Here is a 14,766-nt window from a genome sequence, read left to right on the forward strand (position 1 = left end):
GCTTGACGCCCCCCTGAAAAACCCGTTTAATGCGCCCCGTTGCCCAGATAGCTCAGTCGGTAGAGCAGGGGATTGAAAATCCCCGTGTCGGCGGTTCGATTCCGTCTCTGGGCACCACATTCAGCTTTCATGTGGTGTCAGCATCACGTGAAAGCCCAACAAAAAACCCGCCTCGTGCGGGTTTTTTGTTGTCTGCGTTTTTTGATTGACCTGCAATCCCTGAGGGTCAGCTTGCATCAGCCCAATGGATGTTCAGCGTACGAACTCCACCACCGCTGAGGTCAATCGTGTGACGTAGTTCGCGGCCATTACGCTCCGTCACGACGACGTACTTACCTGCGGGCAACCGAGTCAAAACAATCGGGCCCGCCTGGTCCAGCGACAACACTTCATGACCTTTCGGCCCCTGAATGGCTACCTTGACGTCAGGCACGTACTCATTGGACGGTCCAGTGGAAAAAGTCATGTGCAAGTTATAGCCACCCATCCGCTGGATTGCGCACGACTCATCCTGACCGATACCACCGGACATGAAGTTAACGCCGTTCTGTTGTTGCTGTTCCAGCTGCACGCCCTGCGGGTCAATCGGGTCACGACAAACCTCCGCCTGAACACTGGAAATAGGCAAGCCAGCGAGCCCGAGCAGAGCAACGCCGGATAGCGTGAGTAAACGCAAGGATCTCATGATGACGACTCCCGGACCCGTTACGGGTCCAACGAATGCGATGCCACCCATGAAGCCGATGCCATAAAACGGTGACACCCAGTGCTATCCCCAACATCACTGCCCAAACCGAAAACCGGTTAGAGCACTGCTTACACTTTTATGACTTCCCGCTCAGACCCATCGTTTAGATCAATTGGTTGTGAAAGCCGCCGCCGATACGACTACCGGTTGTCAGCCAGTTCGCCCGCCAAGCCGCTATCGTGGACAACCGAGCAATCCATCCTTGGGAAATTCACCGACCTGCGCTTCAATAGCACCCTCCCCCTTGCTCCTGAACTAAGGATCGAAGCCCATGGCATCGGCGAACAAGCAGCACAAAAGAACCCAACGCGCGAAAGCCAAGGCCAAACAAAATCGCGTGCAGCGCGCGAGTGCTCCGGTCGAACTGGACCCGAACGATGAGCGTATCGACTTTGAGTCGGTGGACCTGACCGAGCTGTTCATAAAAATGCGCGATGCCGAAAAGACCAGCCAACAAGCACTGTGCACGGCATTCCTGGAAGACCCGCTGCTCGAAATCGTGTTTGAACAGGAAGGCGAAGAAGGCGCCACCGATTTCATCCTCGCGGCACTGATCGAGTATCGCCAGTGGTCGACCGAAGCGGACGAAGCCAAGGCCCTGGCATGGATCGAAAGCCCGCAGTTCCAGGCGGACTACGTGGCCGCCTCCGAGGCGCTGGTGAAATCGCCACGGTAATTTCTGCGAACCGGAAGAACGGCTGCTGTCAGCGATGACAATGGCCGTTTTTTTATGGCGCGCTAGCACCGGGAAATACCAGCAGATTGTTACCCCGCAATTTGACGTCTATCGTTGGCAGCAAACCGCGCTCAGGTCTCCATCCAATGACTCTGTCGAACACACCGTCAAAGGCACCGTCGTCGCCAGCCCGGATTGAATTGCCGCTGCCAACCACCGGCCCCAGCGAATCATTCAAAGAGCCGGCCGCCGATGGTTTTGTCCTCGGCGGTTTTACCTGGCGCCATTCCCTTCAAAATCCCAATCGCCCGGTGGTGATCATCAACGCGGCAACCTCGGTGCGCTCTCGGCATTACTTTCGTTTCGCCGATTACCTGTTTGCCAACGGTTTTGATGTCATGGTTTACGATTACCGTGGCATCGGCGAATCCCGGCCTGACTCGCTGCGCGGATTCAAAGCGTCCTGGTCGGACTGGGGCGCACTGGATTTCGAAGCGATGCTGCAACGGGCGACACGGGAATTTCCAGGCCAACCGATCGATGTAGTCGCTCATAGCTTCGGTGGCTGCGCGGCAGGGTTGGCCGCTTCCGCAGAACTGATCCGGCGCCTGGTCACCGTGGGCGCGCAGTTCGCTTATTGGCGCGACTACGCCTCGGCCAGCCGCTGGCGGATGTTCATCAAGTGGCATCTGTTCATGCCGCTGATGACGAAGTTCTACGGTTACTTTCCCGGCAAACGTCTCGGCTGGCTCGAAGATACGCCCGCTGGCGTCGTCCACGACTGGAGCACGCCGACCGCTCGCTACGAAGAGCGGCCCAGTGGCCGTGTAATCGCCGCAAAAGCCCAAGGTCTGCCCTTCGCCACCGTCACCGCACAAACCCTGGCTATCAGCCTTAGCGACGATCCGTACGGGACGATTTCTGCCATCGAGCGCTTGCTCGGCTACTTCCAGGCCAGTTCCAACACGCACCTGCGAATCGCTCCAGAAGACATCGGCGAAGTGGAAGTCGGACATTTCGCCTTTTTTCGCAGCCCGTACCAAGCCACACTATGGCCCATTGCATTGTCCTGGCTACAGAACGGCGAATTGCATCCCGACACGCCAGGACGGTTGGTACCGCGCAGCGTACCCACCTGACTGCGCTCCCCCACACGAATACGGAACGAAGTACATGGCCGCCACGAACAAGCAACAGAAACGCGCCAAACGCGCCAAGATCAAAGCCAAGCAGATTCGCATCAGCGGCAGAAAACCCATCGCAATGCATGACGACCCGAACGCGCCAGCCGAGCAGATTCCCGAGTACACCCTGGCGATGTTCAGCAAAATGCGTGAGGCCGAGGCCATCAGCCGCAACGACATGCTGCTGACCCTGCTGTCGAACCTCAGCGAGATCATCAACGACCATCCAGAACTACTGGACATGGAAAACGCCGAGAACGAAGCCATGGCCGCCACTCACCTGGCTGCCGACATGTTGATCGACTACCGCATGTGGACCGATGGCATGGACCGTGAGGCCGCCCAGGCCTGGCTGACAGACCCGCAGTTCATCACCGACTTCGGCAATGCACTGGACAGCTACCGCGAGTCGCTGGAAGAGCCAGAGGCAAAAGCCGAATAACACGCCACTGAAGCTTACGAAAACAAAAACGGCCGCTGTCGTCCCTGACAGCGGCCGTTTCTTTTTTTAAAGGTCATCACCCTATCGAAGAGCTGGCACTACCCTCCATCAGCCCAAACGTATATCCCATTGACATATCCCCACCACAACCTATTCTTGGGCTCTAAGCGCACCAAAAGCGGAGGACACCCAATGGAACAGACCACCCTTTTCATGAGCAATCGAAGCCAGGCCGTCCGCTTGCCCAAAGCCGTGGCGATGCCTGAAGATGTAAAGCGCGTCAACGTTGTAGCCATTGGCCGCGCTCGCATCATCACGCCGGCCGATGAAGCCTGGGATAGCTGGTTCGATGGCGATAACGTTACTGCCGATTTTATGGCCGACCGCGAGCAACCGGCCGATCAGGAGCGCGAGTCGTTCTGATGATCAAATACATGCTCGATACCAACATCTGCATTTTTACCATCAAGAACAAACCACAGGTCGTACGCGACGCTTTCAATCGCCATCACGGCCAGCTGTGTATCAGCGCAGTCACGTTGATGGAGTTGATTTACGGCGCTGAAAAATCGGCGGCACCGGAAAAGAACCTGGCCGTCATCGAAGGTTTTGCAGCTCGCCTTGAAGTCCTGCCCTTCGACTACGAAGCCGCTGCCCACACCGGAATGATTCGCTCTGAACTTGCAAAGGCGGGTACACCGATAGGCCCTTACGACCACATGATCGCGGGTCACGCGCGCTCACAAGGGTTCATTGTGGTGACGAATAATCTTCGGGAATTTGAGCGTGTTCCCGGATTGCGCGTAGAGGATTGGGTACACCTCGATTGAAGTCGGCACCAGAAACAAAAACGGCCGCTGTCATCCCTGACAGCGGCCGTTTTCATTACGTGGGGCGAATCAGCTCAACACTACCGCGCCACGCTGTTCCAGCTTGCGACGGCGAGCCACAAACAAACCGGCAGCCACCACCAAAAGGCTCAACAGCCCCGTGGCAAGGATTTCCACGCGATGGGCATCCTGAAACAGCATGATGGTCAGGGCCGCGACGATGAATACGATCACCGCGTAGGTCAGGCCCGGGAACAGCCACATGCTGAAGGCGATTTTTTCGCCGCGGGCCATGCGCTGTTTGCGCATGCGCAGTTGCGAAATCGCGATCACCAGGTACACCAACAGTGCAATAGCGCCGGAGCTGGCCAGCAGGAAATCGAACACCGCAGCCGGGGCCACGTAGTTGGCGAACACTGCGAGGAACGCCGCGCAGGTCGACAACATGACGGCCCAGTACGGCGTGCCGCTCTTGTTGGTGCGCTGGGAAACGGCCGGTGCATCACCGCGCTTGCCCAGGGAGAACATCATGCGGGATGCGGTGTACAGCGCCGAGTTCAGGCAACTGGTCACAGCAACCAGCACCACGAGGTCGACGATCAGCTTCGCGTTCGGGATGCCCATGCGCTCAAGCACGGTCTGATAGGAACCGACGCTCGCCAAAACCGGGTCGTTCCATGGCACCAGCGCCACAACGATGAAGATTGATACGAGGTAGAACAAGCCAATCCGCCAGATCACCGAATTGGTGGCCTTGGAGATTTGCTGACCAGGGTTCTTCGACTCCGCGGCCGCGATGGTCACGATCTCGGTGCCCATGAAGGAAAACATGGTGGTCAGAATGGCGCCCAGTACCGCGCCCATGCCGTTTGGCAAGAAGCCCTGGGTGTCGAACAGGTGCGAAACGCCGCTGACCTGGCTGCCTGGCAGGTAGCCGAAGATCGCCATGACACCGAGGACAATGAAACCGATGATCGCCAGGACTTTGATCAGAGCGAACCAGAATTCGAACTCACCGTAGTTCTTCACGCTGAACAGGTTGGTCACTGTCAGCAGCAACGTGATGATCAGGGTAAATGCCCAGATAGCCACGTTAGGGAACCAGGCATGCAGGATAGTCGCGGCGGCGTTGGCCTCCAGCGGGATCACCAGAACCCAGAACCACCAGTAGAGCCAGCCAATGGTGAAACCGGCCCAGTGACCGATAGCGCGATCAGCGTAGGTCGAAAAAGAGCCTGTGTCTGGAGAAGCAACGGCCATTTCGCCAAGCATGCGCATAACCAGTACTACCAACATACCGGCAGCAGCGTAGGCCAACAGCACGGCAGGGCCTGCGGCGGCGATGGCGTGACCCGAGCCAACGAACAGGCCGGCGCCGATAACACCGGCAATCGACAGCATGGTCACATGGCGCGGTTTGAGCCCCTGTTCGAGGCCATTAGAGCTTTGGGTACTGCTCATTGAAACTACCTTTGTAAGGAAAAGCGATTGCCTCCATCCCGCTTGGCGTCCTTCTCGTAAAAAGAAGCCAACAGGGCGTTCTGGATTCTGCACGCAATAATTGCGCCAAAATGTTTCATACCCTTCTATCCCGGCGATCTCGCCTTGACCGGACAGTCATCGCAAGTCATTGAAATTAATGGCACTTCGCCAGATCGTTACCCTGCCACACACTTCATGGATGAATTCATGCACCGGAAACACACCGAAAAATCGGCTCACGCACAATAAAAGTGCAGATCGGGAACGTTTGTCCGGTTAGCGCTTCCAACACCCGGCCAAAGCTGGCACCATCGCGCCTTTTTTTACGCGACACCCGCGCAGACCTGGCTTCAAACGGGGGATGGGTTGTTGATGGCGCGACAGTCTGCTGCGCTGATGCGACAACCGGTCACGCACTGCCCGTCTACGCCCCGTGGGGCTGTTGGCCGCCATTCGACCGCTATGCTAGCTTGGCGCCTCGCCAGAAAGGCCCGGCCAACAGCAGGAGCACAACAGACACAATGAGGACCGCACATGGCTGAGGCCGCGCCCGCGCTTGAAATCCGCAACTTGCACAAACGCTACGGGACGCTTGAGGTGCTCAAAGGCGTCTCGCTGACCGCACGCGACGGCGATGTGATCTCGATCCTGGGCTCCTCCGGTTCCGGCAAGTCCACTTTCCTGCGCTGCATCAACCTGCTCGAAAACCCGCACCAGGGCCAGATTCTGGTGGCCGGTGAAGAGCTCAAGCTAAAGCCTGCGAAAAACGGCGAACTGGTCGCCGCCGACGGCAAGCAGATCAATCGCCTGCGCAGCGAAATCGGTTTTGTATTTCAAAACTTTAACCTGTGGCCGCACATGAGCGTGCTCGACAACATCATCGAAGCGCCGCGCCGCGTCCTCGGGCAAAGCAAGGCCGAGGCCATCGAAGTGGCAGAAGCCTTGCTGGCCAAGGTCGGCATCGCCGACAAGCGTCACGCCTACCCTGCAGAACTTTCCGGTGGCCAGCAGCAACGCGCCGCCATCGCCCGCACCTTGGCAATGCAGCCCAAAGTCATTCTGTTTGATGAGCCGACTTCCGCGCTTGACCCGGAAATGGTTCAGGAAGTACTAAACGTGATCCGCGCCCTGGCCGAAGAAGGTCGCACCATGCTGTTGGTCACCCACGAAATGGGCTTCGCCCGCCAGGTGTCCAGCGAAGTGGTGTTCCTTCACCAGGGGCTCATCGAAGAGCAAGGATCGCCCCAGCAGGTGTTCGAAAACCCGCTTTCGGCGCGCTGCAAACAATTCATGTCCAGCAACCGCTAACGGAGCTACCTACATGCAGACTTACAAAAAACTCCTCCTGGCCGCGGCCGCCACACTCGTGTTTTCGGCCAACGCGATGGCCGCCGAAAAACTGAAAATGGGCATCGAAGCGGCTTACCCGCCGTTCAACAATAAAGATGCCAGCGGCCAGGTGGTCGGTTTCGACAAAGACATCGGCGACGCCCTGTGCGCCAAGATGCGGGTCGAATGTGAAGTCGTTACCTCCGACTGGGACGGCATCATTCCGGCATTGAACGCCAAGAAATTCGACTTCCTGATTTCCTCGCTGTCGATCACCGAAGAGCGCAAGCAAGCCGTTGATTTCACCGACCCGTACTACTCGAACAAGCTGCAGTTCATCGCGCCGAAAAACGTCGACCTGAAAACCGACAAGGATTCGCTCAAAGGCAAGATCATCGGCACCCAGCGCGCCACTCTGGCCGGCACCTGGCTTGAGGATAACTACGGCAACGACGTCAACATCAAACTCTATGACACTCAGGAAAACGCCTACCTGGACCTGACCTCCGGCCGTGTCGATGCGATCCTCGCCGACAAATACGCCAACTACGACTGGCTGAAAAGCGACGCTGGCAAAAACTACGAGTTCAAAGGCGAACCGGTTGTATCCAGCGACAAAATCGGGATTGCCGTGCGCAAGGGCCAGGACGAACTGCGTAACAAGCTGAATGCCGCGCTGAAAGAAATCGTCGCGGATGGCACCTACAAAAAGATCAACGACAAGTACTTCCCGTTCAGCATTTATTGATTCTGACCGGCCTGACCGGCGCCGCGCTCTGACGGTGCCGGTCCTTGGCAATGCCTGCGGCAACTTGAATAGAACTCCATGACTATCGACCTCTACGGATTCGGCCCGGCGCTTGCCGCTGGTGCGCTGATGACCGTCAAACTGGCCCTCTCGGCATTGTGCCTGGGACTGGTGCTTGGCCTGCTCGGTGCCTTGGCCAAGACTTCCCCGTACAAGCCGTTGCAATGGCTTGGCGGCACTTACTCGACTCTGGTTCGCGGTATCCCGGAATTGCTCTGGGTGCTGTTGATCTACTTTGGCACGGTCAACCTTATGCGTGCCCTGGGCGAGTTTTTCGGCAACTCCGATCTCGCGCTCAATGCGTTCGCCGCTGGCGTGATCGCCCTCGGCCTGTGCTTCGGCGCCTACGCCACGGAAGTCTTCCGCGGCGCGATTCTGGCGATCCCCAAGGGTCACCGTGAAGCCGGTGTTGCGCTGGGTCTTTCGAAGTTCCGGATCTTTACCCGGCTGATCATGCCGCAGATGTGGCGCATCGCCCTGCCGGGCCTGGGCAACCTGTTCATGATCCTGATGAAAGACACCGCACTGGTGTCGGTGATCGGCCTGGAAGAAATCATGCGTCATGCGCAAAACGGCGTCACCATGACCAAGCAGCCGTTCACCTTCTACATGGTCGCGGCCTTCATGTACCTGGGCCTGACGATTCTGGCCATGACCGGCATGCACCTGCTGGAAAAACGCGCCGCTCGCGGCTTCGCGAGGAGCACGCAATGAACTGGGAAGTCATCATCAAGTGGCTGCCGAAACTGGCACAGGGCGCGACCCTGACCCTGGAACTGGTGGCCATCGCCGTCGTCCTCGGTTTGCTGCTGGCGATTCCGCTGGGCATCGCCCGCTCGTCGCGCCTGTGGTACGTGCGCGCATTGCCTTACGCGTACATTTTCTTCTTCCGTGGCACGCCGCTGCTGGTGCAGCTGTTTCTGGTCTATTACGGCCTGGCGCAGTTCGATGCCGTGCGTGCGAGTGCGATGTGGCCGTACCTGCGCGATCCGTTCTGGTGCGCCACCGCCACCATGACCCTGCATACCGCCGCCTACATCGCCGAGATCCTGCGCGGGGCGATCCAGGCCATCCCGAAGGGCGAGATCGAAGCGGCTCGGGCGTTGGGCATGTCGCGGCCCAAAGCGCTGTTCTACATCATGCTCCCGCGTGCCGCGCGGATCGGCCTGCCGGCCTACAGCAACGAGGTGATCCTGATGCTCAAGGCCAGCGCTCTGGCCAGCACCGTGACCTTGCTGGAACTGACCGGCATGGCCCGCACCATCATTGCCCGGACCTACTTGCCCGTGGAGATTTTCTTCGCGGCCGGCATGTTCTACCTGTTGATGGCCTACATCCTGGTGCGTGGCTTCAAGCTGCTGGAGCGCTGGTTGCGCGTCGATGCCTGCCAGGGACGCTGATCGGCCAGTGCTTGCGGGCGAGCAGTTGCTCGCCCGCTTCAAGGCGCTGGACGAGTTTCTGACCGAGCATCAGGCGCTGTGGCGACCGCGGCCGTTTACCCATTGGCAACTGCCGTGGGAAGCGACCTATCCCGAATTGGCGGATTGGCTACGCCAGCGTTCGCTGGAAGACGCGGAAACCAGCCACAACCATCCTGAGCATCTGCTGGCACCCGCGCCTTTTCCAGGACTGGCTGCGCAGGCCATTGCGCTCAGCGCTGTAGGCGAGTTGCCCTTTCATACAACAGAGCCTTCGACCCGACGGCTGAACGTCGACGTGCCCGGGCGCAAATGGCAGCAGATCGAAGCGTTCGCCGGTTGCCTGCAATTTGCCGCAAAACCCCGACACTGGCTGGACTGGTGCTCGGGCAAAGGTCATTTGGGACGACGCCTGCTGCAAGCCGACCAACAACTGACCTGCCTGGAATATGACCCGACGCTGATCGCCAGTGGTCAGGCGCTGAGCCAACACCATCACCTCACGGTCAATCATCTTCAACAAGACGTGATGGCCGCCGATGCGGCGGCGCGCCTGAGCGCCGAACACACGCCGGTCGCCCTGCACGCCTGCGGCGACCTGCATGTGCGACTGATGCAACTCGCCAGCGCGGCCAGGTGCAAACAACTGGCCATTGCGCCCTGCTGTTACAACCGCATCAGCGCTCACCAGTATCAGCCGCTGTCCGACACAGCTAAAGGTTCCGGCCTACAGCTTTCCCTCGACGATCTGGCCCTGCCGCTGAGTGAAACCGTCACCGCCGGTGCCCGCGTCCGACGTCAACGCGACACGTCCATGGCCCGCCGATTGGCTTTCGACCTGCTGCAACGACAACTGCGCGGTTGTGACGACTACCTGCCTACACCGTCACTGCCCAGCGCCTGGCTGGATAAACCATTCGCCGATTACTGCCGCGACCTGGCGGCGCTGAAAGACTTATCCACAGTCCCGGCGCAGGATTGGGTGGCGCTGGAAGCCGCTGGTTGGGAACGCCTGGCCCAGGTGCGCAATCTTGAGCTGCTACGCGGCCTGTTCCGGCGCCCGCTGGAGCTGTGGCTGGTACTCGACCGAGCACTGTTTCTCGAAGAACAGGGTTATTCGGTGCACCTGGGATTGTTCTGCGAAACCCCACTGACACCGCGCAATCTGATGCTGCTCGCCGAGCGTCGGTAACCCCTTCATTTCGATCAACAGCCTGTGGATAAGTCTGTTGATGAAACTTGACAAAAGCCTTTGGATCCATGGCTTATAGGCCAAAAAAGCGCTTGGTCATTTTTTGTTCACATAAAAAAACAGGCGAAAAAACAGCCAGTTGCGATTTATTGAGAACTGCTCCACAAAATACGCCGTAAACACAGCGAATCCATCCCCCGCTGTGCATAAGCATTAATCCGAAAGGTCATAACCAACCTCCGCTATCTGAACTATCGTTGCGAGGCGCCAGAACTCTCTGGCACTCAGGACAGCAAGGAGCTGGGACACAATGACCACACTGAAAAGTGCACAGGAAGCCGTCGATACCGTCGCCAACCAGGCCATTCTCGCGGCCATTCAACAAACCTTCGCCGTTGGCGGGGCGATCATCAACAATGCCACCGGCGAAGTCATCGCAGCACTTCACAACAACGTATTGATGCCTTTTCCGGGGAGCGGCACCACCTACTTCCTCCCCCATGATCCGACCGCCCATGGCGAGCGGCAACTGGTGGACTGGTACTACGCAAAAGCGGAATCGCTGAAGCTTCCGCCGCCCAACAAATTGACCATCGTGACCACGCTGGACCCTTGCGCCATGTGCGCCGGCGCTTTGCTCACGGCCGGATTCAACGTCGCCGTGAGTGCGATCGATGACTACGCGGGGGTCAACTACAACAGCCAGTTCAACTTCCCGTCGTTGCCACCGCACATTCGTCAGCAGGCGCAAAAAACCTGGGGCTATTACGCGGTCGCCGCTCCTGTCGGCCGTGCTTATCAAGGCTCAATGAGCCCGGTGTTTGGTGGCCAGAGCATCGACTCGGCGGCGTACTACCTCACCAGTTCGATCTTCTCTGCCAGCGTCAACACCGTGCGCGAGGCGAGCAACAACAGCGGTCTTGAGCCTTCGAAACTGAAAAACCCGGCCACATTGCCGGCGAACAGTCCGGTACGCCAGGCATTGACCAAAGTGAGTCCGTACGCCTTGACGGTCACCTCCAGCAACCCGCGCGACCCTGGTGCGGAACTGGCGCCGCCGCTGCTGAAAACCGCCCAGCAAGCCAGTGTGTTCAACTCTGTGGCCTTGCTGGACCCCTTCGGCAACCTGCTGGTGTGCCTGGGCGGCGTGGAAAACCAGTCACCGATTCGCACGGCATTCATGGAAACCACCCGCAGCTATGCGGTCATGCGCTGGACCCTGATGAACGACCCGGACCCGGCGGTACGTGCCCAGGCCGAGCAGTACCTGACGCATCCGAAATACGGCACTTTCGTGTTCCTCTACGCACCAGACCCGACCACCCCTCAAGCGGTGATGACCTTCGGCGCGTACGGCTCGACCATGGAAGGCCCGGTGCCGCAAAGCTACCCGTCGAACCTGCAATACGTGTTGTTGCCAGGCAACACCACGGCCCAGGAGCTGTCGCAACTGGCCCAGAACCTGCCGCCGTTCTATACCCAAAGCGTGCAGGTGGCTCCCGCCCAAGTCCTGAGCCAGGCCTTGATCAACGCGGTTAAAAACGGCGTGTAACCCGGCCAACGCGATCCGCAAGACCAGGCTCGTCGAACCCTCGGCGGGCCTGCCACACCCTCCCGTATTTGGCCGCTATGCCCGCACACTTTCTGATTGAAGGTCGCTACACTCCGAAACCTGGCCTGCGGCGACATTCAACGCACGCGCCCATTTCCCAGGCAATTCGAGCTATCAGGAAGAGACCGTGACGTTCATTTCTTATGCACAAAATTTCGAAGACATCCGGTTGTGGCGCGTACTGAAAAACATCGAGAACGGCTTTTACATCGACATCGGTGCCAATGACCCGAGCCACGACTCCGTGACCCGGGCGTTCTACGAACACAACTGGACCGGCATCAACGTCGAACCGGTGCAGGCTTATTTCGATGCCCTGTGCCAGCAACGCCCCAAAGACATCAACCTGCAATGCGTCGCGGGCGAAACCGCAGAGGCCCTGACGTTCTACGGCATCGCCGACACCGGCCTTTCGACCCTCGACCCCGCCATCGCCCAACAGCACAAAGACGCCGGCATGCACGTGCAGACCCAGACCGTCACCTCGCGCACCCTGGCGTCGATCTGCGAAGAACACGTCAAAGGCCCGATCCACTTCCTGAAAATCGACGTCGAAGGCCACGAAGAAACCGTCCTGCGCGGCATGGACTTCGTCCAATGGCGGCCGTGGATCATGCTCATTGAAACCCCATGGAACCGCGACCAGACCTGGGAAAAAATCGTCACCGAGGCCGGCTACCACCCGGTGCTGTTCGACGGTATCAACACCTTCTACCTCGCCGAAGAGCACCTGAACCTCAAGCCTGCCTTCGAGATTCCACCGTGCAACCTGGACGACTTCCAGTTCTGCAAAGGCCATAAGTTCAGCCACCCGGTTGCAGACCTTGAAACAGCACTAACCGCTGAACGCCAACGCGCCGACCGCGCCGAGGCCGAGCTGCACGCACTGCGCAACAGCCGCTCGTGGCGGGCAATTCAGACACTCAAGAACGTGCTGGTTCGCACCTGACACTGCAGACCTCACATCAGGCGTCGGGGCGAACAGCTGCATCATCGCTGACAGCCTCTCAATTGGTGACAACGTCACGATTTGGGCCATGTCATTCGTCAACAAAAGCATCCCGGCGGAATGCACTTTTTACAACGAGCGATAACCATGGGCTGAGCGAAACCAGCCCCGGAGCGCTCAAGCACACACAAGGGCGCGAACCTTGTCGGAGACCCGCTGAAAAATAGTCAGTAATCAGGGGTTTACAGAACCTCGCCAATCGCTATAATCGTCGCCCAACACGCCGGTATAGCTCAGTTGGTAGAGCAACTGACTTGTAATCAGTAGGTCCCGGGTTCGACTCCTGGTGCCGGCACCATACAAAACGAAGCCCCTGCAGAAATGCAGGGGCTTCGTTGTTTCTGGCGTTTGGAAAACCCTGCGCTCCCGCCTAAGGCCCTTTACCAAGAAAAGGCGCAGTTTCCACTTCCAGCATCAGCAAAACCATTTCCGTCAATTCAGCGTCGGACTTCTGTCCCGCATAGAGGTCATGGAGTGCTTTGGCGAAGGGGATACGCAGGTCCTGGTTTTCTTCGCGGGCGCTATCGCTGTATTGCATGAGTTCGCTGACGGCTCGCATCACTGCCGCTTGCCACCGAGCGGTGGTCCTAAGACCATCGCCGGTGATTGCAATCAACTTATCCTCCGTCAACTGGCGAAGGGCTGGTTCCCGCAACGGCTTAAGCGGCTTTGGGTTGCGAGTGTTCTTTGACATACCGGACGATACTCAGCGTTTCCTGCCGGAACTGCTCGTAGTCGATCTGCTGGGCGTTAATAAAGGTGCTGCCCATCATGGTCAGCGACCCCATAAAGCTGGCTTCGGAAATTTCCTCATCGCTCGCGCCAAACAAGCGCGCGGCTTCGGTATGGAACAGGGCGCAATACTTACAACGAGTCGCCCCGGACACTGCCAGACCTATCAACTCCTTGTACTTGTTAGGAATTTTGGTTTCTGCCAGCCAGAAATCCCTGGCTACGACCCAGAATCCGTTCGCTGCACCTTCCGGCATCTGCTTGATCCACTCCGGTACCTGACCCAGGGTCTGCTCAATTTCCCGATAGGTATCACGAATGGCCATTTGGCACCTCCTTACCTCTCTGGAGACATCTGCACCAGAGGTACAACTTAGTTTAGTTCGCTGGCGGCCATGCCAGAGCCGGCAGCAGCACGACTCCAGCAACGAATCCTTAAATATCGTAGAAACAACAGGATGGATTTAGACTTTTTTGGCGCAATGGCGGGCCACTAAATGCTTGGAGTTATCAAACAAAGCCCCCGCAGAAATGCGAGGGCTTTGTTGTTTCCGGGGCTTGGAAAAGCAGGTCTTAGTGACCCGCACTCTGACCGCCATCGACGTGGAGGATTTCGCCGGTGACGAATCCGGCGGAGTCCAGATACACAACGGCCTGGGCGATGTCGCTGATTTCACCCATGTGCCCGACCGGGTGCAAATTGCCCAGCGCTTCGTGGGTTTCTTCGGCGTGCATCGGCGTTTTGATGATGCCGGGGCTGACCGCGTTCACGCGAATGCCGCGCTTGGCGTATTCGATGGCCAGGGATTTGGTTGCCGCGTTGAGGCCCCCTTTGGTCAACGATGCCAGTACCGACGGCACGCCGTCGACCGCGTGGTCTGTCAGGCTGGTGGTGATGTTGACGACGTGGCCACGGCCTTGTTTTTCCATCTCGGCGATGGCGAGTTGGGTGATGTAGAAGAAGCCATTCAGGTTCACCGACAACACATTGGCGTAGTCTTCGTGGGTATAAGCGGTGAACGGCTTGGCGACGAAGATCCCGGCGTTGTTGACCAGGGTGTCGATACGGCCAAAACGTGCGACCGCTTCACGAATCACGCGCTCGGCAATCGCCGGGTCGCCGATGTCGCCCGCCACGGTGAGGATGTCCGGGTCGGTGGACGGTTTGATCGAACGCGAGGTGGCAACCACCCGGTAATCGAGATCACGGAAGGCCTTGACCATGCCTGCACCAAGGCCTTGGGATGCGCCGGTAATAACAATGACTTTTTTCGAATTGCTCATGATGAACCTCTACAAAATAA

Annotated in this window: 17 protein-coding genes and 2 tRNA genes; 14 read left to right on the forward strand and 5 right to left on the reverse strand. The window is 58.3% G+C overall.

Annotated elements, in window-relative coordinates; all coding sequences use genetic code 11:
- Window positions 1-41: 41 nt before the first annotated feature.
- A tRNA-Phe gene (locus AC1DIG_RS14515) sits at window positions 42-117 on the forward strand.
- A 109-nt stretch (window positions 118-226) separates the two neighbouring features.
- Here the strand turns inward: AC1DIG_RS14515 and AC1DIG_RS14520 are convergent.
- Window positions 227-685, reverse strand: coding sequence for a hypothetical protein (locus tag AC1DIG_RS14520; protein WP_347928638.1), 459 nt, complete (start codon window positions 683-685; stop codon window positions 227-229).
- Window positions 686-1,019: 334 nt separating this feature from the next.
- Here AC1DIG_RS14520 and AC1DIG_RS14525 point away from each other — a divergent pair, with 334 nt between their 5' ends.
- The 5 genes from AC1DIG_RS14525 to vapC all read left to right on the forward strand — a co-directional run bounded on the left by AC1DIG_RS14525 (window position 1,020) and on the right by vapC (window position 3,880).
- Window positions 1,020-1,424 (forward strand): hypothetical protein, encoded by a 405-nt coding sequence (locus tag AC1DIG_RS14525; protein ID WP_427530647.1) that lies wholly within the window; start codon window positions 1,020-1,022, stop codon window positions 1,422-1,424.
- Window positions 1,425-1,570: 146 nt separating this feature from the next.
- Window positions 1,571-2,563, forward strand: coding sequence for an alpha/beta hydrolase family protein (locus tag AC1DIG_RS14530; protein ID WP_477767846.1), 993 nt, complete (start codon window positions 1,571-1,573; stop codon window positions 2,561-2,563).
- A 34-nt stretch (window positions 2,564-2,597) separates the two neighbouring features.
- Window positions 2,598-3,050, forward strand: coding sequence for a hypothetical protein (locus AC1DIG_RS14535; RefSeq protein ID WP_477767847.1), 453 nt, complete (start codon window positions 2,598-2,600; stop codon window positions 3,048-3,050).
- Between the two features lie 192 nt (window positions 3,051-3,242).
- A complete protein-coding gene (gene vapB, locus AC1DIG_RS14540; protein WP_054595147.1) occupies window positions 3,243-3,473 on the forward strand; it encodes a type II toxin-antitoxin system VapB family antitoxin in 231 nt (76 codons plus the stop codon).
- Window positions 3,473-3,880 carry a type II toxin-antitoxin system tRNA(fMet)-specific endonuclease VapC gene (gene vapC / locus AC1DIG_RS14545; protein ID WP_123424026.1) on the forward strand — a complete coding sequence of 136 codons (408 nt, stop codon included), beginning with the start codon at window positions 3,473-3,475 and terminating at the stop codon, window positions 3,878-3,880. The genes vapB and vapC overlap by 1 nt, the downstream gene beginning before the upstream one ends.
- A 69-nt stretch (window positions 3,881-3,949) precedes the next feature.
- On the opposite strand, the gene gabP is transcribed toward vapC, so the two are convergent.
- Window positions 3,950-5,341 (reverse strand): GABA permease, encoded by a 1,392-nt coding sequence (gene gabP / locus AC1DIG_RS14550; protein WP_427544643.1) that lies wholly within the window; start codon window positions 5,339-5,341, stop codon window positions 3,950-3,952.
- Window positions 5,342-5,896: 555 nt separating this feature from the next.
- Here gabP and AC1DIG_RS14555 point away from each other — a divergent pair.
- From AC1DIG_RS14555 to AC1DIG_RS14590, 8 genes are all read left to right on the forward strand, one after another.
- Window positions 5,897-6,670, forward strand: coding sequence for an ABC transporter ATP-binding protein (locus tag AC1DIG_RS14555; protein WP_123582090.1), 774 nt, complete (start codon window positions 5,897-5,899; stop codon window positions 6,668-6,670).
- Window positions 6,671-6,683: 13 nt separating this feature from the next.
- Complete coding sequence (locus tag AC1DIG_RS14560; RefSeq protein ID WP_477767848.1) at window positions 6,684-7,439, forward strand: ABC transporter substrate-binding protein; 756 nt, start codon at window positions 6,684-6,686, stop codon at window positions 7,437-7,439.
- Between the two features lie 78 nt (window positions 7,440-7,517).
- Window positions 7,518-8,213: an ABC transporter permease gene (locus tag AC1DIG_RS14565; protein ID WP_103319704.1), complete on the forward strand. Its 696-nt coding sequence runs from the start codon at window positions 7,518-7,520 to the stop codon at window positions 8,211-8,213.
- A complete protein-coding gene (locus tag AC1DIG_RS14570) occupies window positions 8,210-8,899 on the forward strand; it encodes an ABC transporter permease (protein WP_477767849.1) in 690 nt (229 codons plus the stop codon). The genes AC1DIG_RS14565 and AC1DIG_RS14570 overlap by 4 nt, the downstream gene beginning before the upstream one ends.
- Entirely contained in the window at window positions 8,880-10,109 is a 1,230-nt protein-coding gene (locus tag AC1DIG_RS14575) for a methyltransferase (protein WP_477767850.1), read from the forward strand. Before AC1DIG_RS14570 ends, AC1DIG_RS14575 begins: the two co-directional genes overlap by 20 nt.
- Window positions 10,110-10,419: 310 nt before the next feature.
- Complete coding sequence (locus AC1DIG_RS14580; RefSeq protein WP_477767851.1) at window positions 10,420-11,661, forward strand: nucleoside deaminase; 1,242 nt, start codon at window positions 10,420-10,422, stop codon at window positions 11,659-11,661.
- Between the two features lie 187 nt (window positions 11,662-11,848).
- Window positions 11,849-12,670, forward strand: a complete 822-nt coding sequence (locus tag AC1DIG_RS14585; RefSeq protein ID WP_477767852.1) for an FkbM family methyltransferase — start codon at window positions 11,849-11,851, stop codon at window positions 12,668-12,670.
- A gap of 282 nt (window positions 12,671-12,952) precedes the next feature.
- Window positions 12,953-13,028 (forward strand) — tRNA-Thr (locus tag AC1DIG_RS14590).
- A gap of 72 nt (window positions 13,029-13,100) precedes the next feature.
- On the opposite strand, the gene AC1DIG_RS14595 is transcribed toward AC1DIG_RS14590, so the two are convergent.
- From AC1DIG_RS14595 to AC1DIG_RS14605, 3 genes are all read right to left on the reverse strand, one after another.
- A complete protein-coding gene (locus tag AC1DIG_RS14595; RefSeq protein WP_477767853.1) occupies window positions 13,101-13,346 on the reverse strand; it encodes a hypothetical protein in 246 nt (81 codons plus the stop codon).
- Between the two features lie 43 nt (window positions 13,347-13,389).
- Window positions 13,390-13,788, reverse strand: coding sequence for a carboxymuconolactone decarboxylase family protein (locus AC1DIG_RS14600; protein ID WP_477767854.1), 399 nt, complete (start codon window positions 13,786-13,788; stop codon window positions 13,390-13,392).
- Window positions 13,789-14,035: 247 nt separating this feature from the next.
- Window positions 14,036-14,746, reverse strand: coding sequence for an SDR family NAD(P)-dependent oxidoreductase (locus AC1DIG_RS14605; RefSeq protein WP_477767855.1), 711 nt, complete (start codon window positions 14,744-14,746; stop codon window positions 14,036-14,038).
- Window positions 14,747-14,766: the final 20 nt, after the last annotated feature.

It is taken from the genome of Pseudomonas sp. 05N431 (assembly GCF_056397005.1).